This window comes from Stenotrophomonas maltophilia, from assembly GCF_002799155.1.
Lineage (GTDB): Bacteria > Pseudomonadota > Gammaproteobacteria > Xanthomonadales > Xanthomonadaceae > Stenotrophomonas > Stenotrophomonas maltophilia_R.
Map to the genome: position 1 here is coordinate 3,444,121 of NZ_NERD01000002.1, position 21,710 is coordinate 3,465,830.

Here is a 21,710-nt window from a genome sequence, read left to right on the forward strand (position 1 = left end):
TTGACGAGGCTGCGAGGTTGCCGGCCAGCGGCGGGCACTACCGGAGCGAGCGCGTCGCGCGTTTGCGGATGTAGGCGTTGGCGACGCTGTCGTGCTCGCGCTGCCAGCGCACGCAGAGTTCGCGCAGCCACTGCGGCTGTGTCTTGCCGGCATCATTGAGCCAATTGCCGACCGAATCCTGCACGTAGCGTTCCGGGTCATCGGCCAGTGCTTCCAGCAGCGCCGATGCATGTTCCGGATGTTGCTTGAACAGGGCGATGTGCGTGGCCCAGACACCACGCGGGCGCAGTGCTTCGCAGGCGAAGCGGCGCAGGTACGGCGAAGTTTCCTGTGTCCAAGGTTGCAGGTACCCGAGCGCCTGCACCGGCGCGGAAACAATGTCCGTGCGCAGCGCCAGCCACGCCCATTCGCGCACGCCGAAGTGCGGGTCATCGGCCAGCGTGCGCATCTGCTGCAGCTTCTCTGCCAACGTTGCGCGGGCATCGCTGCCGATCAGATAACAGGCCCAGCCGCGCACGGTATCGGCGCTGTGATGCTGCCAGAGCGCAGGCGCGCCCTGCCCCGCCTCACGCAGCAACTGCGCGGCCAAGGCCATGCGCTGGGTGATGCCCTTGCCTGAGGCTTCGTGCATGCGTTGCAGCGCTTCCGGTTCAAGCGCAGGCGCGACCACTTGCAACAGCGCGGCGAAATCCACTGCCAGGCATTCGGCCAGATGGGTGGCGGCGGCGTTGCCACTGTTGAGTGCACGCCGCCGCTCCGCTGGAATGGGCGTGCTCATGCTGCGGATTCCCGCCCGCCGTCCGTGTGCTGCCAGACCTTGTGCAGTAGCTGTGAAAGCTGCTGCTGTTCACCAGCATCCAGGCCGTTGAACAGGCCGCTGATCCACTGCGTGTGCTGCTCGAACAGCGCATCGGCCAAGCGCGCACCCTTTGCTGTCAGCACGATCTGCAGGCGACGGCCATCTTCGGCATCGCTGCGACGCTGCAGCAGGCCTTGGCGCTGCAGGCCATCGAGCAGGCCGCTGATGGTGGCGCGGGTCACGCCAGCACGCTCTGCCAGTTCATGAGGCGACAGCGAGCCATCGGCTCCATGCAGCAGGAACAGTACGATAAAGCGACCCTCGCTGAGCCCGTGCGGTGCAAGCCGGGCAGCACAGTCGCGATCGATCGACGAGGTCAGCGAGAGCAGCTGGAAACACAGGTGCAGCTGCGCGACGTTGCTGTGACCGCGTCGCTGTGCTTCGTCCAGCAGGGCGTCGTACTTTGCTTCGAACATACCCAAGCATTTGTAGTTAGGCGCCTAATCATAAACCGAAAGGGTGACCGCCAGTCAATCCGCCCGCGCCGACAGGACGCCGTTGGCAGCGGCAACAACTGCAGCCTGCGCGCCCCGCTGGAGGCCGAGCACGGCCCGCTGACACCCGGCCATGACGTGGGCAGCGGGCTGGCGTAGCATCGCGCCACGTCCAGCCGGGAGTTCCACGCATGCGCCGTGCCGTCCTGTTCTTGCTGACCCTGTTCCCGATGGCGATCCTGGCCGCACCGCCTCCCGTACCCTCGCCCGACCGCATTGACGCCGAAGCACGGCGCCTGATGCAGGCGGCCCATGCGCGCGGCATGGCGCTGGCGGTGATCGATGGCGGCAAGGTGATGCACGTGGCCGCCTACGGTGAACGCAACGCCGCAGGCGAACCGCTGCGCACCGACACCGTGATGTACGCCGCATCGCTGACCAAGATGGCCTTCGGCCACCTGGTCGCACAGCTCGCCCAGAACGGAGTGATCGATCTGGATGCCAGCATCGCCACCGCGCTGGACATGCCGCTGCCAGACTACCCGCCCGAACCGAAGAAGTACGCCGACTACAGCGTGCTGGCCGGTGATGCGCGCTGGCGCCAGCTCACGCCGCGACGGCTGCTGAACCACGCCAGCGGCTTTGCCAACTTCGGCTTTCTCGAGCCGGATGGCCGCTTGAAGTTCCACTTCGACCCCGGCAGCCGCTACGCGTACTCCGGGGAAGGACTGATCCTGCTGCAGTTCGTGATCGAGCGCGGGCGACTTGGCGAGGATGTGGGGGCGTTGATGCAGCAGCGCGTATTCGATCGCTTCGGCATGACGCGGACCAGCATGACGTGGCGTAGCGATTTTGCCGGCAACCTGGCCGATGGCTGGACTGCGGAAGGTACGGCCGAGCCGCACGACGAGCGCAGCCGGGTACGTGCAGCGGGATCGATGGATACCACCATTGCCGACATGGCCCGCTTTGTGGCTGGCTATGTGCGCGGTGAAGGACTGTCGGCTTCAATGCGCAAAGAGCTGGTGCGGCCGCAGCTGCCGATCACCACCACCAGCCAGTTCCCCACGCTGCAACCGGAGCTGCCCGCGGCGCAGCAACACAGGGATCTGGCCGCAGGCCTGGGCGTGGTGACCTTCCGCGGCTCGCAGGGCGCAGGTTTCTACAAGGGCGGCCACGATGACGCGGTCGGCAACACGCTGGTGTGCATCGAGCGGTACAAGCGCTGCGTGGTGATCCTGGGCAACGATGTACGGGCGGAGGCCACCTTCCCCGCGCTGGTGGCGTTCGTGCTGGGCGATACCGGCGTGCCATGGCAGTGGGAATACGGCGCGGCGAAGGCATTCGTCGAATGACGGCGCGATGATGCCTGCGTGGCGAGCGCAGCGTGGATGGTTGCCTCGCTCAGCGCGCCTGCTCGAAGAACATCAGGTACACCAGCCGGCCATTCTCCAGGCAGTCGCCGAACGCTGGCCCGGCGGTGTGCCAGAACCAGGGCCGCAGCAGCACCAGCCGGTTGAAGCGCATCGGGATGCGCATGGTCATTTCCCACTGGCTGTCGTCGTTGCTGTCGCGCTCGATGATGTCGCGATGCATGTCGCCACCGTTTGCATAGCCCAACGCGGCCAGCTCCGCTGCATCCAGGGCCATGCGCTCGGTGCCGGTGCGGCGGTGGCGGAAGAACTCGGTGCCGCCCTCGCAGTGCTCCGGTGCACTCAGGTAGAGGATGCCCGACCAGTGCGAGTGATCGGCATGTACCTTGGCGCGGCCGGTATCACCGGCCAGGGTGATCCGGAACTTGCCGTGCGACTGCAGCGGGTTGACCGGCCGCAGCGGTTCGTTGACCAGCCGCGAGACCGCACCGGACAGTCCATCCAGATCCAGCCGCTGCTGCGAATTGCGGCCGGGGAACGCGCCCTCCTGCACGGGATAGGTCAGGCCCAGCGCCGCCTGGCGCAGCCCCTGCGCATCGGCAGGAGAAAGGAAGTCGTCGACGATGATGAACGAGGTAGGCATGGCCACCGAGCGTAGCGATGCGCTGCGGCGGCGGCAACCGGGCAACGAAAAACCCCGCCTTGCGGCGGGGTTTTTCTTTACATCGGGACGGCGCGCCGACCAGGGTCGGCAACGACCGCCGGGGGCGTGGACTTAGAAGTCCATGCCGCCCATGCCACCCATGCCGCCCATGCCACCGGCGCCGCCCATGGCCGGCTCGTCCTTCTTCGGAGCTTCGGCAACCATGGCTTCGGTGGTGATCATCAGGCCAGCGATCGAGGCAGCGTTCTGCAGTGCGGAACGGGTCACCTTGGTCGGGTCCAGGATGCCGAACTGCAGCATGTCGCCGAACTCGCCGGTGGCGGCGTTGTAGCCGAAGCTGCCAGTGCCTTCCTTGACCTTGTTGATGATGACCGACGGCTCTTCACCGGCGTTGGCCACGATTTCGCGCAGCGGGGCCTCCATCGCGCGCAGGGCGATCTGGATGCCGTGGTTCTGGTCTTCGTTGGCACCCTTCAGGCCGGCCAGTGCGGTGACAGCACGGACCAAGGCAACGCCGCCGCCCGGGACCACGCCTTCTTCAACGGCTGCACGGGTGGCGTGCAGGGCGTCGTCGACGCGATCCTTCTTTTCCTTCATTTCGATTTCGGTCGACGCGCCGACCTTGATCACGGCAACGCCGCCGGCCAGCTTGGCCACGCGTTCCTGCAGCTTCTCGCGATCGTAGTCGGAGGAGGTGTCCTGGATCTGGGTCTTGATCTGGCCGACGCGTGCATCGACGGCAGCCTTGTCACCCACGCCATCGATGATGGTGGTGTTTTCCTTGGAAACCTGCACCTTCTTGGCGCGGCCCAGGTCCTTGATGGTGGCCTTTTCCAGCGACAGGCCGACTTCTTCGGAGATCACGGTGCCGCCGGTCAGCACGGCCATGTCTTCCAGCATCGCCTTGCGACGGTCGCCGAAGCCCGGCGCCTTGACGGCCACGACCTTGACGATGCCACGGATGGTGTTGACCACCAGGGTCGCCAGCGCTTCGCCTTCGACTTCCTCGGCCACGATCAGCAGCGGCTTGCCGGCCTTGGCGACGCCTTCCAGCACCGGCAGCAGGTCACGGACGTTGGAGATCTTCTTGTCGTGCAGCAGGATGTACGGGTCATCCAGGTCAGCGGTCTGCGACTGCTGGTTGTTGATGAAGTACGGGGAGAGGTAGCCGCGGTCGAACTGCATGCCCTTGACCACGTCCAGCTCGTTGTCCAGGCCCGAGCCTTCTTCAACGGTGATCACGCCTTCCTTGCCGACTTCCTTCATCGCGTCGGCGATGATCTGGCCGATCGACTCGTCCGAGTTGGCCGAGATGGTGCCGACCTGGGCAATTGCCTTGTCGTCGGCGGTCGGCTTGGAGATGTTCTTCAGCTCGGAGACGGCGGCCACGACGGCCTTGTCGATACCGCGCTTGAGGTCCATCGGGTTCATGCCGGCAGCCACGGCCTTGGCGCCTTCGCGGATCAGGGCCTGGGCCAGCACGGTGGCGGTGGTGGTGCCGTCGCCGGCGTCGTCGTTGGTGCGCGAAGCGACTTCCTTCACCATCTGCGCGCCCATGTTCTCGAACTTGTCAGCCAGTTCGATTTCCTTGGCGACGGAGACGCCGTCCTTGGTGATGGTCGGTGCGCCGAAGCTCTTTTCCAGCACGACGTTGCGGCCCTTCGGGCCCAGGGTGGCCTTGACGGCATTGGCGAGAACGTTGACGCCGCGCACCATGCGCGAACGGGCGTCTTCACCGAAACGAATATCCTTGGCAGCCATTGCGATTACCTCGATGTTTGCACCGGGCCGGGCCCGGCAACGAAAAGGGATGTCTTACAGGAAAGCAGGTCGCGCCGAAGCTCAGCCGATGACGGCGAGCACGTCGTCTTCGCGCAGGACCTTGTACTCGACGCCTTCGCTCTTGTACGAGCTGCCGGCGTACTGGCCGTAGATGACCTTGTCGCCGACCTTCAGCGACGGAGCGCGCACGCTGCCGTTGTCCAGCGGCTTGCCCGGGCCAACGGCCACGACTTCACCCTTGGTGGACTTTTCCTTGGCCGAATCCGGAATGACGATGCCACCGGCGGAGATTTCGTCGGCTTCGATCGGCTTGACCACAACGCGGTCGTGCAGCGGCTTGATGCTCATAAGAGACCTCTTAAGTTATTGATTGGTCTGAAAAAGTCCGGCGATGTTAGCACTCGCTCATGGCGAGTGCCAGAACCGCACGTGAAGAAACCCGACAACGTCGGGAGCAGGGCAGAGATGGAGCCCACCGATCCCCTTTCAAGGGCGGGAGGCGAAAAAATTTTTCCGTCTCGCTCATGCGGCGACGCAGCGGATCCGGCCAGATTCAGTGACCAGCGTCGCACTGTCAGATATCTGACGTTCATTTACGACAAAGTGTCACTGGATCGGCCTTAGGCTCGGCCGCGCATTCCCAATCACAAGGAGTAGTCGATGCGATTGCTGTCCCCGCTTGCCGCCGCCTGCCTGCTGGCCCTGGCCGCTGCGCCGGCCCAGGCCGAGGTCTTCATCAATGAACTGCACTACGACGACAGCACCGCCGCCGGTGACGTCGGCGAAGCGATCGAGGTCGTGGCCACCGCAGGTGAGGACCTGTCCGGCTACCGCCTGTACCTCTACAACGGCAGCAATCCGTCGGCGGCCGTGGTCTACGCCAACAACCCGGTGCCTGCCGGTAGCGCCGCAGGCTGCGGCAGCGCGACCATCGCCGTGGTCAACTACCCGACCAACGGCCTGCAGAACGGCGCGAACGACGGCATTGCCCTGGTCGATGCCAGCGGCAAGGTGGTCCAGTTCCTCAGCTACGAGGGCGCCATCACCGCCTCCGCTGGCCCTGCCGCTGGCATGACCAGCCAGAACATCCCGGTGGCCGAAACCAACAGCACCGCGGCGGGCACCTCGCTGCAGCTGACCGGCAGCGGCAGCCAGTACGCCCACTTCACCTGGGCCGAGTCGGCCACGCAGACGTTTGGCAGCTGCAACAACGGCCAGACCTTCAGTGGTGGCAGCACCCCGGGCCCGAACACGCCGCCGTCGGTCTCCACCACCACCCCGGCGCAGGGCAGCGGCACCTTCCCGGCCGCCGCCGACCTGGAAGTGGTGTTCAGCGAGACGGTGAACCTGGCCAGTGGCGCCTTCGCCCTGAGCTGCGGCACCTCCGGCAGCGTGCCGCTGACCTTCCCGGCCAGCGGCCGCAGCGTGAAGCTGTCCACCAACACCGCGCTGGTGGCCGGTGAAGCCTGCCGCTTCGACATCCGTGCCGCGCGCATCACCGACCTGCAGGGCGCGCATCCGGCCGCCGACAGCCGCATCGCCTTCACCGTAGCCAGCACCGGCGGCAATCCGGACCCGGGCAACCCGGGCGTGCCGGCCGGTTACTACTCCAAGGTCAACACCAGCAGCCCCAGCCAGCTGCGCTGCTCGCTGCACGCCACCATCAAGGGCCACACCGCCTACCCGTACAGCGGCTCGAGCACCAGCACCTGGACCATCCTGGAAATCGCCGACGAGGATCCGAACAATGCCGGCAGGATCCTGGATGCCTACCGCAACCGCAGCTACGCCAAGGTGACCGATCGCGCCGGCAGCGGCGGTGGCCTGAAGTACAACCGCGAGCACACCTGGCCGAACTCGCTGGGCTTTGCCACCACCACCGGTGACAAGGGCCTGCCGTACGCGCCCTACACCGACACCCACATGCTGTACCTGACCGACGCGCAGTGGAACGCCGACCGTGGCAACAAGCCGTTCGGCAAGTGCGACGCCAACTGCGGCGAGCGCGCCACCGAGGCCAACAACGGCCAGGGTGGCGGCAGCGGCGGCTATCCGGGCAATTCGAACTGGGTTCGCACCCCGGACGGCAACGGTGGCACCTTTGAAGTGTGGGGGGCACGCAAGGGCGACATGGCGCGTGCGGTGCTGTACATGGCGATCCGCTACGAGGGCGGCAAGGATGCGGCCACGGGACAGTCCGAGCCGGACCTGGAGCTGACCGATGACCGCAGCAAGATCGTCAAGACCAGCAGCTCGCCGGCCTACATGGGGCTGCTGTCGACGTTGATCGACTGGCATCTGGCCGACCCGCCGAGTGCTGCAGAACGCGCCCGCAACGACGTGATCTACAGCTTCCAGGGCAACCGAAACCCATTCATCGACCATCCCGAGTGGGCGACCCCGGCCTTGTTCACCTCGGCCAAGCCGGCGACCTGCCAGCTGGCCAACTGACCGCGCAACGCAGCGGTCCACTGCCGCCGCCGGGCCCTGACCCGGCGGCGGCCCTATACTCGACGGTCATGTCGACCGTCGATCCCGTCCTGCTGCTGTTGACCACCTGCCCGGACCGGGCCAGTGCCGAGCGCATCGCGCACGCGCTGGTCGGCGAGCGGCTGGCCGCGTGCGTCACCCGCCTCGATGGCGCGCAGTCGACCTACCGCTGGCAGGGCGAGGTGACCACCGACGCCGAACTGCAACTGCTGGTGAAAACCACCGCGAGCCGCGTCGATGACGCGATTGCCCGGATCGTCGAACTGCATCCGTATGAACTCCCGGAGTGCATCGCGGTCGAAACCCGGGCCGGCCTGCCGGCGTATCTGGACTGGATCCGGGCACAGACCCGGGAGGACACTGATTGAAGACTCTGTTTGCGCGCGGCGCCGCCTTGTGCGCCCTGTTGTGGCTCTCGCTGCCGGCCTTCGCGCTGGATGAGAAGGACCTGCTGCCGGTGGACCAGGCGTTCGCACTGACCGCCAGTGCTCCCGAACGGGGCCAGGTGCAACTGCGGTTCAAGATCGCGCCGGGCTATTACCTGTATCGCCACCGCACCAGCGTCAAGGCCGACCCGGCCTTCAATGCCGGCGCGCTGCAGATGCCCAAGGGCGACAAGCACCACGACGATTTCTTCGGCGAGGTCGAGACCTATCGCGAGCGCCTGCAGGCCACCCTGCCAGGCACACCGACCGACGCTGCCGGCACCATCAGCTTGGAAGTGCGTTACCAGGGCTGTGCCGACGCCGGTGTCTGCTACCCGCCGCAGAAGCGCGTGGTGCAGGTCACCCTGCCGGGCGCCGGTGCGGCAGCCGCGGTGCCTGCCGCGCGTGCCGGTGCAGCGAACCCATTCAACAATCCGTTGGCCGGCGCCGGCAACGCGGGCGGCCTGCGCCTGCCGGGGGCAGCCAATAACGGCCAGGCACTTCCGCTGCCGTCGGAACAGGCGTTCGGCTTCGATGCCATCGCCAGTGACGGCAATACCGTGCTGCTGCGCTTCAGCCCAGCACCTGGCTATTACCTCTACCGCGACCGCACCTCGCTGAAGCTGGAAGGCAGCGCCGGCGTGCTGGCCGACAAGCCGCGCTGGCCGGCCGCGCAATCGCATCGCGACGAGCACTTCGGCGATGTCTCGGTCTACTTCAACCAGGTGGAAGTGCCGCTGCCGCTGCGCCGCACCGTCACTGATGCAGTCGACAGCACCCTGGTGGTGACCTTCCAGGGCTGCCAGACCGATGGCATCTGCTACCCGCCGATGACCCGCCGGGTGAAGCTGTCGATTCCGGCTGGCAAGCTCTCCGCCAGCACTGACCAGGCACCAGCGCGCAACGAGGTGATCAACCCGCTGCGCGCCGCCGGCGCGCCGCGTGAATCGGCCAGCGGCGCACCGCTGCGCCTGCTGCCGACCGTCCCCAACGATGGCAACGCCGCTCCCGCCGCCACCGGCAGTGAGGGTGCAGGCAATGAGCTCGCCGCCGATGCGCGCGATGGCAACGCCCTGCGCACGCGTCCACCGGCGACCACGCCGAACCCGGACCGTTCGTTCGTCTGGGTGCTGCTGCTGGCGCTGGCCGGTGGCCTGGTGCTTAACCTGATGCCCTGCGTGCTGCCGATCCTCTCGCTGAAGGTGCTGAGCCTTGCGCAGAGTGGCGAGAGCCCGCAGCGTGCTCGCAGCCATGCACTCTGGTACACGCTGGGCGTGCTGGTCGCGTTCGCGGTGATCGGTGCGCTGATGGTGGGCCTGCGTGCGATCGGCAACGCGGTCGGCATCGGCTTCCAGCTGCAGCACCCGGGCGTGGTGGCCGCACTGGCGTACATCATGTTTGCAGTGGGCCTGAGCCTGTCGGGCGTGTTCACCCTCGGTGGTGGCATCGGCAATCTTGGCCAGTCGCTGGCCAGCCGCAGCGGTCCGGCCGGAGATTTCTTCACCGGTGCGCTGGCCTGCGTGGTCGGCAGTGCCTGCGTCGGCCCGTTCATGGGCGGGGCGATTGCCTATGCCTTCATTGCCCCGCCACTGAAGGCGATGACGGTGTTCCTGTTCCTCGGCCTGGGCCTGGCGCTGCCGTTCCTGCTGATCGGCTTCGTGCCGGCACTGGCACGCCGCCTGCCCAAGCCCGGCCCGTGGATGGAAACGCTCAAGCACGTGCTGGCCTTCCCGATGTATGCCACCGCGCTGTGGCTGCTGTGGGTGCTGGGCAAGCAGCGCGGCGTGGACGGCATGGCACTGGTGCTGGGTGGCCTGCTGCTGTTCGCCTTCGGCCTGTGGCTGTTTGAACGCAACCGCTGGACCGGCTCGCGCGCGGTGACCCTGCTAGGCGTGCTGCTGGCAATCGGTGCGCTGGTTCCTGCCTGGGGCGTGACCCAGCTGGCACCGCCGGCACGGGCCGCGCAGTCCGCCAGCGAGAACGTGGTCGAGTATTCGCCGCAGTTGCTGGACCGCCTGCGCGCCGACAACCGCGTGGTGTTCGTCAACATGACCGCCGACTGGTGCGTGAGCTGCAAGGCCAATGAACGCGCCGTGCTGTCGCGGCCGGAGTTCAAGGAACTGCTCAAGCGCACCAACGCGGTGTACATGCGCGGTGACTACACCAATGTCGACCCGCAGATCACCACGTTCCTGGAAGAACACAAGGCCGTGGGCGTGCCGCTGTACGTGGTGTACGGCCCCGGCGCGCCGCCGACCGTGCTGCCGACCCTGCTGACCCAGGCGGTGGTCGAGGAAGCGCTGCTGCGCACCGCACGATGAAGTGGCAACGGCCAGCGCTGCTGTGGACAGCGGTGCTGGCCGCCGGCCTCGGCCTGTGGGCCGGGCATCGATTGGCACCGGCGCCGGCTGCACCCGGGCCCATGCCAGTGGCGCCTGCTGCCGCGGTTGCGGCACCCGCCCTGCAGGTCGGCGATAGTCTCCCCGCGTTGTCGCTGCCCGATCTTGAAGGCCGGCCGCTGGACCTGCGCCAACACGCTGTCGGCCGCCCGCTGCTGATCAACGTCTGGGCCAGCTGGTGTGCGCCCTGCGTGGAAGAAATGCCCGAGCTGGCGCGCTTTGCCGCTGCCCAGGACGACCAAGGCGTGCAGGTGCTTGGCCTGGCGCTGGATACGCCGGAGGATGTGCGCCGCTTCCTGCAGCAGGTGCCGGTAGACTACCCGATCGTGATCGAGGCACCCGGGCCACGCGATGCCAGCGTGCAGCTGGGCAATGCGCAGGGCCTGCTGCCTTACAGCGTACTGTTCGATGCACAGGGGCGGCTGGTGAAGGCGAAGCTGGGACCGTTCGCCCACGGCGAGATCGACAGCTGGGTGAAGTGAGGGTTCGGCAGGGCTGCGCCCTGCACCCGCAGAGGCCTTCAAGCAACAGCAACAGCGACAGCCAAAGCCAATGCGGCTCCGGATTGCTGATGGCCTGGCGGGGCGGTGCGGCTGGGCAGGACACGCCGTACCCCCCTCCGGGGTCCGGCCCAGCCGCTGGCGGCTGTGCGTTCGGGCGCTTGCGAAGCAGTGCTTCGCAAGCAAAGCGCCCTCACCCATGGGGGCTCGATGGCGCCATCCATGGCGCCAACGGTCCTGCCCAGCCACGCCGCCCCGCCTCTGACAGACTCCCGCAGCTGTTGGTAGGTGTCGACCTTGGTCGACACGGTAGATCCACGCCATGCGTGGATGACTCTCCAACGAAATCGAATATTTCGACGTTTGAACGAAAAGCGTCCATGCATGGCATGGATCTACGGCAGGTCCCGAGAAACTGTCGAAGGCGGGGTGGGTCCGGTTGAGGGGGCGTGAGCCGCATGGATGCGGCGACCGAGCTTACATGGATGTACTTGCAGCGTCCCCCTCAACCGGACCCACCCCGCCAATCCACGGAATTCACGCTGTTGCTTCGGCTGTTGCTTCTGAGGTTGCCGGCCAGCGGCCGGCACTACCGCGGGTGCCGGGCGCCGCCCGGCTGATACCCCCTGCTTGACCGCAGGCAGGGCGCCACGGAGAATTCCGCGACTAATTCTCATTTGCTGTTGCGCAGGATGCGGGCGGCAGCCTTCCGGGCCCTCCTCCTTCGATGTTCAAGAACGCCCTGTTCCAACTGCACTGGCTGCTGGGCATCACCGCCGGTGCCGTCCTGGCCGTGATGGGCCTCAGCGGCGCCACGCTGTCCTTCGAGGACGAGCTGCTGCGCGCGGCCAATCCCGGCTTCGCCGAAATCGCCGAGCACCATGCCGACGGACAGCATCCCCTTGCTCTCAGTGAACTGGTGCCGCTGCTGCAGGCCGGCAGCGAACGCCCCCTGCAACGCCTGCGCGTGGATGCCACCGGACAGCGGCCGTCGGTCGCGCGCTTTGCCGGCGGCAAGGAACACTGGGTGTACTTCGATCCGTACAGCGGCGAGCGTTTCAGCGCCCTGCGCGGGCAGGCGTTCTTCGACTTCGTCGAGGACCTGCATCGCCACCTCGCCGCTGGCGAACGCGGCAAGTGGATCACCGGCAGCTGTGCCATCGCGCTGCTGTTCTTCACCCTGTCCGGTCTTTACCTGCGCTGGCCACGACGCTGGTGGCACTGGCGCAGCTGGCTGGCGGTGGAGTGGAAGCGCAGCGGCCGCGGCTTCCTGTGGAGCCTGCACTCGGTGATCGGCACCTGGGTGCTGCTGATCTATTTGATGAGCGCGCTGACCGGCCTGTGGTGGTCGTTCGACTGGTACCGCAATGCCGCCAACACCCTGCTGGGCGTCGCACCGGCCGCCAAGCACAAGGTCGCCACCGACGCCGCTCTGAACCTCAATCGCATCGAGGCCACGCTGTACGCGCTGCCCGGCGTGCGCACCGGCTTCATCGACCTGCGCCTGCCGGAGAAGCCGGGGCAGGCACTGAACGTGCGGGTGATGGCCGGTGATCCGTCGCAGCGCGGCGGCCACCACGATCGTGCGCATGACCTGCTGCAGCTCGATCCGGCCAGTGGTGCGGTGCTCGATGCCCGCCCCTATGCACGCCAGGGCACGGGTGGCCAGCTGGCCACCAGCGTGTTCGCGCTGCACTCGGGAAGCTACTTCGGCGTCCCCGGGCGCGTGGTGGTGATGCTCAGCAGCGTGGGCATGAGCCTGTTCTTCATCACGGGCTGGATGCTGTACCTGGACCGGCGCCGCAGCCAGCGTGCCGCGCGCGGGCTGCGCCAGTCGCTGCCCGCGACGGCTGCCGAGGGTGTCGGCCTACCGTGGCTGGTGGTGCACGCCAGCCAGAGCGGGCTGGGCGAACAACTTGCATGGCGCGCAGCCGCGCAGCTGCAGGCGTCCGGTCACGCAGTGCAGGTACTGCCGCTGGCGCACGTCGATGCCGCGCAGCTGCTGCGTGCATCGAAGGCACTGTTCGTGCTGAGCACTTTCGGCGACGGCGAGCCGCCGGATGCGGCGCGCCGCGCGGCGCGGCTACTGCTCGCGCAACGCCTGCAACTGTCGTGCCTGCAGTTCGGCCTGCTCGCGCTGGGTGACCGCCAGTACCCGCATTACTGCGGCTTCGGCCGACAGTTCGATGGCTGGCTGGTCGCCAACGGCGCGCGTCCCCTGTTCGAGCGCATCGATGTCGATGCCGCTTCGGTGCCGGCGCTGCGCCAGTGGCAGCAGCAGCTGGGTGCGCTCACCGGCATCACCACCGATGACAGCGTGCTGCCTGCGGCTACGCAGATGCATGAATGGCGCCTGCTCGGCCGCGACCGCCTCAATCCGGGCAGCATCGGCGGGGCCATCTGGCGTATCCGTCTTGCGGCACCGGCCGACGTGCAGTGGCAGGCGGGTGACATCCTGCACATCTCACCCCGTCACAACGCGCGGCATGCCGGTGCCGTGTTGAAGGCACATGGGCTGGACCCGCTGCAGCCACTGCTGGTCGATGGCCATCCGCGCACGCTGCTGGCGCTGGCCAGCGAACGCGAGCTGCCGGAGGCCGAGGCCGCGCTGGCGGTGCAGGATGCCTGCCTGTGGCTGGCCGGGCTGCCGCTGCTGCCTGGCCGCGAGTATTCGATCGCCTCCTGTACGGATGACGGTGTGGTGGAGCTGGTGGTGAGGCTGGTGCATGACGCCTCCGGTCGAGCCGGGCTGGGCTCGGGCTGGTTGTCGCTGCATGCACCGATCGGTGCCAGCATCGTGGCCCGTGTGCACCGCAATCCTGGATTCCATCGTGTCGGCGCTGCGCCGATGCTGCTGATCGGCAACGGCACCGGCATCGCCGGGCTGCGCAGCCTGTTGCGCGAAGCCGCGCATGCAGGTGAGCACGGGCACTGGCTGCTGTTCGGTGAACGCCAGCGTGCGCGCGACTTCCTGTTCGCCGACGAGATCGAGGCCTGGCAGGCCCAGGGCCATCTCACGCGGGTGGACCTGGCGTTCTCGCGCGATGGCGAGGGGGGGTACGTGCAGGATCGCCTGCAGGCGGCCACCGATGCGCTGCGCGAGTGGATGCAACGCGGTGCGGTGATCCATGTCTGCGGCTCGCTGCAGGGCATGGCCGAGGGCGTGGACCAGGTGCTGCGTACCGCGCTGGGTGATGACGCGGTGGAAACGCTGCTGGAGAACGGGCGCTACCGCCGCGACGTGTATTGAGCCACCCGGGTAGTGGCGGCCAGCGGCCGGCACTACCCGGGCAGCTTCAGGCCGCCGCGCGCGCCTGCGGCATCGACTGCAGGCGGAACGCGCCCACCGCTTCGGCCAGGGCATGCACCTGCGCCTGCATCTGCGCAGTCGAGGCCCCCGCCTCTTCCACCAGGCTGGCATTGCGCTGGGTGCTGGCCTCCATCTGCACGATGGTCTGGTTCACCTGTGCGATGCCGGCATGCTGGTCCTGCGACGCACTACGGATGCCAGCCAGCAGGTCGGCCAGCTGCTGCACGCTGCCGACGATCTCGCCCATCGTGGTGCCGGCCTGTGCGGCCTGCTGGTTGCCCTGGCCGACACGCGCCACCGAATCCTCGATCAGCCCCTTGATCTGCTTGGCCGCCTCGGCGCTGCGCTGCGCCAGCAGGCGTACTTCCGCAGCCACCACGGCGAAGCTGCGGCCCTGCTCGCCGGCGCGCGCCGCTTCCACCGCCGCATTGAGCGCCAGGATGTTGGTCTGGAAGGCGATGCCATCGATCAACTGAGTGATGTCACCGATCCGCCGTGACGCTTCGCTGATGCCGTGCATGGTTGCAACCACCTGGCCAACGGCCTCGCCACCCCGCTGGGCCACCGCTGCGGCGCCCTGCACCAGGGCATCGGCGCGGCCGGCGGCATCGGCGTTGCGGCCCACGGTGTCGGTCAGCTCCTGCATCGACGCTGCGGTCTCTTCCAGGTTGGCGGCCTGCTGCTCGGTGCGCTGCGACAGATCGTGGTGGCCGGAGACGATTTCGCCGACACCGGTATCCAGGCTGGACGTGGCCTGCTGGATGCGGGTGACGATGTGGCCCAGCTGCGCGACGGTGGCATTGGCATCGTCACGCATGCGCGCGAACACACCCTGCAGGTCACCCTCCATGCGCACGCTGAGGTCGCCACGGGCCAGCGCAGCCAGCAGTGCCTGCAGGTCACCGAGGTTGGTTTCAAAGGTGGCCAGCAGGCGATTGATGCTGGTCGACAACGTGCGCACGAAGCCCTGCTTGCCCTCCAGCGCGATGCGGCCATGCAGGTCACCGTGTGCCGCCGCATCGACCAGGGCAGCCACTTCGGTTTCCAGCAGGGTTTCCAACGCACGGCTGCGCCATTCCACCGCAATGCCGAGGAACTGCCCTTCGTCGATGATGGGGTTGGCAATCAGCTGGTAGCGCACGCCGGCATGACCGATCTCGCGCTCCTCGCGCTGACGCACGCCGGCCAGGCTGGCCAGCGCCGGATGCAGGCGCACTGCATCGCTGCCCACCAGGTCTTCGCGCTGGCGTTCAAGCTGCTGCAGCAGTGCCGGATTGACGTATGCCACCTGGCCCTCGGCATCGATCACCATCAGACCGGTCTGCGCGCTGTCCAGCGCCTGGCGCACCCGGGTATTGCCCCGCGCAACGGCACGCTCGGTCCCGATGCGCGCACGCAGGCGCTGCTGCATGTCGACCAGGCGCTGTGCGAGTTGGCCGATCTCATCATTGGCGTTGTAGACGCGCAGGGTGGTGTCCAAGCGGTCGTCGGCGATATCGCTGGCAAAGCGCAGGGTGTCCTGGATCGGCTGTCGCACCGCACGCAGCACCAGCATCAGGCTGGTGATCAATACACCGGCGACCAGCAGCAGGGTCACTGCGAACAGCACGCTCATGGTGCGTGCGCCGGCCTGCTGGCGCGCCTGTGCCTTGGCCAGCGCCGCCACCTGGGCCTGCTGGAAGGCGGCCAGCGCCGGCGCCACGCCAGCGGCGGTATCCAACAGCGATTGCGCCTCCACATCCAGGCCAACGCGGGCGGCGGTATAGCCCAGCAACGCGACCTGATAGGCCTCCATGCCGTTGCGAAGGGCGTCCTGCGCATCGGTCGGCAAGCCCACCAGCGCCAGATCGAACGGCAGTTTCTCTTCGCTTGCACGGTCGGCATGGGTGGAGTCGCCGTCGAGCAGCAGCAGTGCCTCCTGCCGGCGCATCCTCTGCAGGGACAACGCCAACGAAGGCCGCTGCAGCGGATCCACCTGCGCCTGCAGGCTGTCGGCGGCCTGCTGCAGCTGCGCGGCAAGGCCGGCATCACCACGCCCCATCTCATCGACGCGTTCGAACAGGGCGGCCACGCCCTGCGAGAACGCGCTGGCGGCTTCGGTCAGTGCCTGCAGTGCCTCGCGCCGGCCGGCATCCATCGGCATCGCGCGCAACGCCTGAAGATCGGCCTTCAGCGCCTGCTGCGTCGCCAGCAGCTGCGCGCGGTCGGCATCGTCGAAACTGCGTGCATACTGGGTCTGCAGGCGACGCGCCTCGGCCACCCGCGTGGCCAGGCTCGCGGCCAGGTCGCTGCCGTGCTGGTAGCTGGCCTGGCTGCGCGCCGCCTGCGTGCTGGCATGGGCGGTCCAGGCGTAGACGGCGGCGATCGCGACCAGGCCCAGGCCACAGACCCACAGGGTCGCCTTGAGCTTGTTGGCTACGCTGAGCCGGTGCGGCTGCAGCCACAGCAGCAGGCCGGGGGACGCCGAGCGCAGCGCGGCAAGCCGCATGCGCAGGGACCGGAGGTGGGGGACGACGGCCGACATGACAGACTCCAGGCGGAAGGACGCACCTGTATCGGCTGGAAACGGAGCAACTTTAGGGCGTTCTTACTTCAGTCCCACCGATTGCTGGCGGACGCGGCCTTTGTACCCGGCACAGGCGACGGGGGGATGACACCCGCGCAGTGCTTGACCTCAACCCCGGTTGGGGGAGCACAGTGGACGTCCCTCCCCCGCCCGGTGCCCCCATGCCGACGCTCGATGTCCCCCGCTACCTGCAACGCCTGCAGCTGGATGCACCGCCACCGCTGACGCTGGCGGGCCTGACCCTGCTGCAGCAGCGCCACAACGCATTGCTGCCGTTCGAAACCCTCAGCTGCCTGCTGCGCGATGCAGTGCCGATCGACCTGGACAGCATCCAGCGCAAGCTGCTCGACGACCGCCGTGGCGGCTACTGCTTCGAACTCAACGGCGGCCTGCTGGCGCTGCTGCAAGCGCTGGGCTTCGATGCGCAGCCGTTGAGCGCGCGCGTGCTGCTGGCCGCCCAGGACGGCGAACTGACGGCACGGACCCACCTGCTGCTGCGCGTGCAGGTGGACGGCGACGACTGGCTGGTGGATGCCGGTTTCGGCAGCCTGACCCCGACCGTGCCGCTGCGCCTGCAGGATCCGCAGCCGCAGGCCACGCCTCACGAGCGCTTCCTGCTGCAGCGCCTGCCTGGCGAGGGGGATTTCGTGCTGTCCGCCGAGTCCGGCGATGGCTGGCGGGCGATGTATCGCTTCGACCTGCACGCGCCGGCACCGATCGACAACGTGGTGGGCAACTGGTACGTGTGCACCCATCCCGATTCCGGTTTCCCCGGCCAGCTGCGCGCGTCACTGACCGGGCCGGACTGGCGACGCACCATCGGCAGCGGCAACTACACCGAGTATCGCCCCGGGCAGGCACCGGACAAGCGCCCGCTGCACGACGTCGGCGACGTGCGCGACGTGCTGCAGCAGCGCTTCGGCATCCAGCTTCCAGACGACCCGCGGCTGGATCCGGCGATCAACGACTGGCTGCAGCGCTCACGCGCCGCGACCCACATGTAGAGTCGAGCATCGCTCGACGCTACACAGCCGCGCGCGCCTGCAATGCGATCCGGTTGCCTTCGCTGTCGCGGATCTCGGCCACGCGCCAGCCGCCGGCGTCGGCCGGGCCGAAGCGCAGCTCGGCCCCGGCGCGCAGCGCACGCTCAAGACTGGCATCCAGGTCATCAACCCCGATGTAGATGCGGGCACCCTGTTCGGACGGCAGATAGTCCGCCCCTTGCACCAGCGCCATGCTGGCCCCCGCCGCTTCATCGGCGAACGGCAGGTAGGCCATGCGGCATTCGTGCAGCACGATCGGTTCGTCCATCTCCACCTGCAACCACTGCTGGTAGAAGGTAATGGCACGGGCCAGGTCACTGGCTGGGATCTCGACATGCAGGATCAGGTTCATCCGCGCAGGATAACCGGACGCTGACGCCGCCTGCGCAGGAGCACTGGCATGCTGGACGCCCCCTCTCCTGCGGAATCCAGCATGCCCCTGGCCGATCACAAAAGCACACTGGCACCGCAGGGCTTCCTGCGCGTGGCGATCAACCTTGGCAACCCGGTGCTGGCGCAGGGCGATGCAGGCTCACCGCGCGGGCCCTCACTGGAACTGGCCACCGCATTGGCGCAGCGGATGGGCGTGCAGGCCCGTTTCACCTGCCACGACGCCGCGGCCTCGGTGGTCGCCGCAGCAGGCGAGGACGCCTGGGACTTGGCCTTCCTGGCCATCGATCCGGCGCGCGCCGACCGCATTGCCTTCAGTGCCCCGTACGTGGAGATCGAAGGCACCTATCTGGTGCGCGAGGACAGCCCCGCGCAGCAGGCGGCCGACCTCGATCGCGATGGATTGCGCATCGCGGTCGGCCGTGGTGCAGCCTACGACCTGTTTCTCAGCCGTGAACTGCGCCACGCCACGATCGAGCGGGCAGAGACATCGGCAGCCGCTATCACGTTGTTCGATCAGCAGCATCTGGATGCCGCCGCCGGTGTACGCCAACCGCTGCAAGCATGGGCGCAGACGCATCCCGGCCACCGCGTGCTGGCCGACCGTTTCACCTCGATCCAGCAGGCAGTGGCGGCGCCGGCCTCACGCCCGGCCGACGCATTGCGGGCGTTGTTCGAGGAGGTGGAAGCGATCAAGGCCGGCCCGTTGCTTGAGGAAGCGTTCGCGCGCGCCGGGCAGGCAGTCACGCTGGTTCGGTGACTGTAGAGCACACGGAGTCGAGCATGGCTCGACGCTACAGGGCGCGCGTACGGCTTACTGGAACAGGTACTTCAAGCCGATCTGCGCGCGGCGGCCGTAGTACTCCACCTGCAGCGGGCGCTGCGGGCTGCCCTGGTAGTACTTCAACGGCTCGTTGGTGAGATTGCTCAGCTCGGCGAACACCGTCCAGCGATCGAAGGTATAGGACGCACTGAAATCGACCGAGGTGTTGGCGCCGTACCAGGCGTCGGTGGCGCTGCTGTCGCCGTGCGCTTCGATGTAGGCACCCTTGTGGTTGGTGGCCAGACGAGCTGCGAACGCGCCGTCGTCGTAGTACACCGTAACGTTGTACAGGCGGTCGGCCTGGCCGGTGATCGGCACGTTGCCGCTACGACCCGGAATGCGCATGCGCGAATCCATCAGGGTCAGGTTGGCGTTGATGCCGAAGTTGCTCCACAGGCCGGGCAGGAAATCGAAGCGGCGCACGAAGGCGAACTCGGCCCCCCACAGCTTGGCGTCGTCACCGTTCTCGGGCCGGTAGAAGGTGACGTTGGGGTTGCCGTTGAAGCTGCCGGTGCTGCTGCTCTGGAACACCGGATTGCTGATGTTCTTGTAGAACACGCCGCCGGACAGCAGGCCCAGCGGACCGGCATACCATTCGGCCATCAGGTCCAGGTTGTCCGAATAGGTCGGGTCCAGGTTGGCGTTGCCGGAGGTGAAGGTGCCATCGGCCTCCATGAACGAGCCACCCGGGTTGATGTCACCGAAGTTCGGCCGGGCGAAACTGCGGGTCAGGCCCAGCCGCAGGTTGAGCTCGCTGCGGGGTGAGAAGCGTATGTTCAGCTGCGGCAGCACCGAGGTATAGCGCTTGCGGCCCAGGTTGGGCACCAGCGCGCTGCTGCCATCGGCATCGCGCTCCAGCACCAGCCCGCGCACGTCGGTGGCGGTCCGCTCCAGGCGCACACCGCCGACCACGTCCCAGCGTTCGTCCGGCGTCCAGGTTCCCATCGCATAGGCCGCGTACTGCTTCTCGGCCACGTCGAAGTTGCGCCCCAGCGCCGCGCCATTGGCCACCAGCGCCGAGTCGGCCGGTACCAGCACCAGATGCTGCCTGTTCTGCCGGTACCACTCGGCCAGGGCCTGCATCGGCACCACCTGCGAGAAGTCACCGGCGTAGTCGCGGCCATTGCCGGTGTCATAGCCGCTGCGGCCGGGCTGGTCCATCAACGGGAAGTCGGCAAGGGTCGGCACCGGGCCGCCGGTAGCAGTGTTCCAGGCATAGAACTCGTCGGAGAAACGGGCGCGGCGCTGCTTGTCGCGGTACTTGGCACCGGTCTTCCAGGTCAGCGTATCGCTGGCATCGAAGGTAAAGTCCAGTTGCGCGACGGCCTTGTCCTTCTCATTGATCGCCACCCGATACAGCTCCACCGCGCTCAGCGGCATCTTCCGCGGGTCCATCGAGAAGCCAGGCGGCAGATGGGTCTCCGGGGTATCGGCGGCGACGTTGCCGCCATCGATGGCGTTGTACGAGTTGCGCCCTGCGCCGCGGTCCTGCAGGCCCTGGTAGCCGACCTTGCCCTGGTTGAACTGGACCACGAAGTAGGCGTTGTCGGCACAGGTGGGAATGCAGCCATAGCGGAAGTCGTTCTCGGCGCTGGCCAGCTTCCAGTCCACCTGGCCGCGGCCGAAGGTGTGCTGGCCACCGAATTCGATGGTCTTGAACTCGGTGATCAGCTCGTTGTGGATGTTCTGCAGCTCGACGCGATCCTTGTCGAAACGATAGCGGTGCTTGTAGTGGGTCTCGTCATCGCTCAGTTCACCATACTGGCCGCGCACGTACAGCCGGTGGCCGTCCGCCGGCAGGAACTCCATGCCGCCATTGACGCCGCGGGTGGTGCGCTCACCGGTGTAGTCACGCAGCTCCAGGCGGTAGATGCCAAGGCCATCGGCACTGCGCCGCGGTTCGAAGTTATCGGTCGCCCAGGGGCGCTTCCAGTAGGTTCCGTTGATCAGGAAGCCGAAGCGGCCATCGGCGCTGCGGTCGCCATACAGCACATTGGCGCTGGTGCCGGTATCGACGGCCTTGTCGTTGTAGTTGCCGGCCACGCTGGCGGCAAACGTGCGGCGCGCAGGCGCGGTGCGGGTAACGAAGTTGACCTGGCCACCAATGGCGTCGCCTTCGCGATCCGGCGTCAGCGTCTTGCTCACTTCAATGCGTTCGATCAGCTCGGTCGGGAAGAAATCGAACGCGGTGGCGCGGCTGGTGGTTTCCTCTTCGGCCGTCGGCAGACGGTCACCGTTGAGGGTGGTCGAGTTCCACTGTGCGGGCAGGCCTCGCACCGCGACGAAGCGGCCTTCGCCCTGGTCGCGTTCGATCGACACGCCCGGTACGCGCTGCACGGCTTCGGCGGCGTTGTGGTCGGGCAGCTTGCCGATGCCATCGGCGCTGACCACGTTCATCAGGTTGCTGGCTTCGCGCTGGGCGTCCAGTGCCTGCTTCTCGCCGCTGACGATGCTGCCGACCACGGTGACGGTATCCAGATCAACGGCAGAGGGGGCGGGTGCGGTATCGGTCGCGGCCGGAGACGCGGCCTGGACGGCCAGCGGGGCATGCAGCAGGGCGAGCAGGCCCAAAGTGAGCGGATGGCGCGTAGGCAGAGTGGACATGGCGATGGCGGTGGCAAGGGAAAGTGGACCGCTACAGCGGGAGCGGCG

16 protein-coding genes are annotated in these 21,710 nt (G+C 67.4%); 8 read left to right on the forward strand and 8 right to left on the reverse strand.

Features of this window, described 5'->3' with window-relative positions; all coding sequences use genetic code 11:
• Positions 1–37 precede the first annotated feature (37 nt).
• Positions 38–778: a DNA alkylation repair protein gene (locus B9Y82_RS16520; protein ID WP_100474074.1), complete on the reverse strand. Its 741-nt coding sequence runs from the start codon at positions 776–778 to the stop codon at positions 38–40.
• Entirely contained in the window at positions 775–1,275 is a 501-nt protein-coding gene (locus tag B9Y82_RS16525) for a MarR family winged helix-turn-helix transcriptional regulator (RefSeq protein ID WP_100474075.1), read from the reverse strand. The genes B9Y82_RS16520 and B9Y82_RS16525 overlap by 4 nt, the downstream gene beginning before the upstream one ends.
• Before the next feature lie 209 nt (positions 1,276–1,484).
• On the opposite strand from B9Y82_RS16525, the gene B9Y82_RS16530 reads away from it, so the two are divergent.
• Positions 1,485–2,648, forward strand: coding sequence for a serine hydrolase domain-containing protein (locus tag B9Y82_RS16530; protein ID WP_100474076.1), 1,164 nt, complete (start codon positions 1,485–1,487; stop codon positions 2,646–2,648).
• 49 nt (positions 2,649–2,697) lie between these two features.
• On the opposite strand, the gene B9Y82_RS16535 is transcribed toward B9Y82_RS16530, so the two are convergent.
• The 3 genes from B9Y82_RS16535 to B9Y82_RS16545 form a co-directional block, all read right to left on the reverse strand.
• On the reverse strand, positions 2,698–3,309 hold the full coding sequence (locus tag B9Y82_RS16535; protein WP_014038665.1) for a DUF6445 family protein: 612 nt from the start codon (positions 3,307–3,309) through the stop codon (positions 2,698–2,700).
• 132 nt (positions 3,310–3,441) lie between these two features.
• The gene (groL, locus tag B9Y82_RS16540; RefSeq protein ID WP_057500842.1) at positions 3,442–5,091 is read right to left on the reverse strand and encodes a chaperonin GroEL; all 1,650 of its coding nucleotides are present in this window, start codon (positions 5,089–5,091) and stop codon (positions 3,442–3,444) included.
• Between the two features lie 81 nt (positions 5,092–5,172).
• Entirely contained in the window at positions 5,173–5,460 is a 288-nt protein-coding gene (locus B9Y82_RS16545) for a co-chaperone GroES (protein ID WP_006396661.1), read from the reverse strand.
• 312 nt (positions 5,461–5,772) lie between these two features.
• On the opposite strand from B9Y82_RS16545, the gene B9Y82_RS16550 reads away from it, so the two are divergent.
• The 5 genes from B9Y82_RS16550 (at position 5,773) to B9Y82_RS16570 (ending at position 14,176) form a co-directional block, all read left to right on the forward strand.
• On the forward strand, positions 5,773–7,563 hold the full coding sequence (locus B9Y82_RS16550) for an endonuclease (protein ID WP_100474077.1): 1,791 nt from the start codon (positions 5,773–5,775) through the stop codon (positions 7,561–7,563).
• Positions 7,564–7,631: 68 nt separating this feature from the next.
• Positions 7,632–7,970: a divalent-cation tolerance protein CutA gene (cutA, locus tag B9Y82_RS16555; RefSeq protein ID WP_010481118.1), complete on the forward strand. Its 339-nt coding sequence runs from the start codon at positions 7,632–7,634 to the stop codon at positions 7,968–7,970.
• On the forward strand, positions 7,967–10,348 hold the full coding sequence (locus tag B9Y82_RS16560; protein WP_100474078.1) for a protein-disulfide reductase DsbD family protein: 2,382 nt from the start codon (positions 7,967–7,969) through the stop codon (positions 10,346–10,348). The genes cutA and B9Y82_RS16560 overlap by 4 nt, the downstream gene beginning before the upstream one ends.
• Positions 10,345–10,908 (forward strand): TlpA family protein disulfide reductase, encoded by a 564-nt coding sequence (locus B9Y82_RS16565; RefSeq protein ID WP_100474079.1) that lies wholly within the window; start codon positions 10,345–10,347, stop codon positions 10,906–10,908. Before B9Y82_RS16560 ends, B9Y82_RS16565 begins: the two co-directional genes overlap by 4 nt.
• 745 nt (positions 10,909–11,653) lie before the next feature.
• A complete protein-coding gene (locus B9Y82_RS16570; RefSeq protein WP_100474080.1) occupies positions 11,654–14,176 on the forward strand; it encodes a PepSY domain-containing protein in 2,523 nt (840 codons plus the stop codon).
• A 46-nt stretch (positions 14,177–14,222) separates the two neighbouring features.
• Here B9Y82_RS16570 and B9Y82_RS16575 read toward each other — a convergent pair whose 3' ends face one another.
• Positions 14,223–16,760, reverse strand: a complete 2,538-nt coding sequence (locus B9Y82_RS16575; RefSeq protein WP_100474081.1) for a methyl-accepting chemotaxis protein — start codon at positions 16,758–16,760, stop codon at positions 14,223–14,225.
• A gap of 203 nt (positions 16,761–16,963) precedes the next feature.
• On the opposite strand from B9Y82_RS16575, the gene B9Y82_RS16580 reads away from it, so the two are divergent.
• Positions 16,964–17,806 carry an arylamine N-acetyltransferase family protein gene (locus tag B9Y82_RS16580; RefSeq protein WP_100474082.1) on the forward strand — a complete coding sequence of 281 codons (843 nt, stop codon included), beginning with the start codon at positions 16,964–16,966 and terminating at the stop codon, positions 17,804–17,806.
• Between the two features lie 19 nt (positions 17,807–17,825).
• Here the strand turns inward: B9Y82_RS16580 and B9Y82_RS16585 are convergent, their stop codons facing one another.
• Complete coding sequence (locus B9Y82_RS16585; RefSeq protein ID WP_100474083.1) at positions 17,826–18,197, reverse strand: VOC family protein; 372 nt, start codon at positions 18,195–18,197, stop codon at positions 17,826–17,828.
• A gap of 81 nt (positions 18,198–18,278) precedes the next feature.
• Here B9Y82_RS16585 and B9Y82_RS16590 point away from each other — a divergent pair, with 81 nt between their 5' ends.
• Positions 18,279–18,995 (forward strand): ABC transporter substrate-binding protein, encoded by a 717-nt coding sequence (locus B9Y82_RS16590; RefSeq protein ID WP_100475262.1) that lies wholly within the window; start codon positions 18,279–18,281, stop codon positions 18,993–18,995.
• 54 nt (positions 18,996–19,049) lie between these two features.
• On the opposite strand, the gene B9Y82_RS16595 is transcribed toward B9Y82_RS16590, so the two are convergent.
• Positions 19,050–21,662, reverse strand: coding sequence for a TonB-dependent receptor (locus B9Y82_RS16595; RefSeq protein ID WP_100474084.1), 2,613 nt, complete (start codon positions 21,660–21,662; stop codon positions 19,050–19,052).
• Positions 21,663–21,710 lie beyond the last annotated feature (48 nt).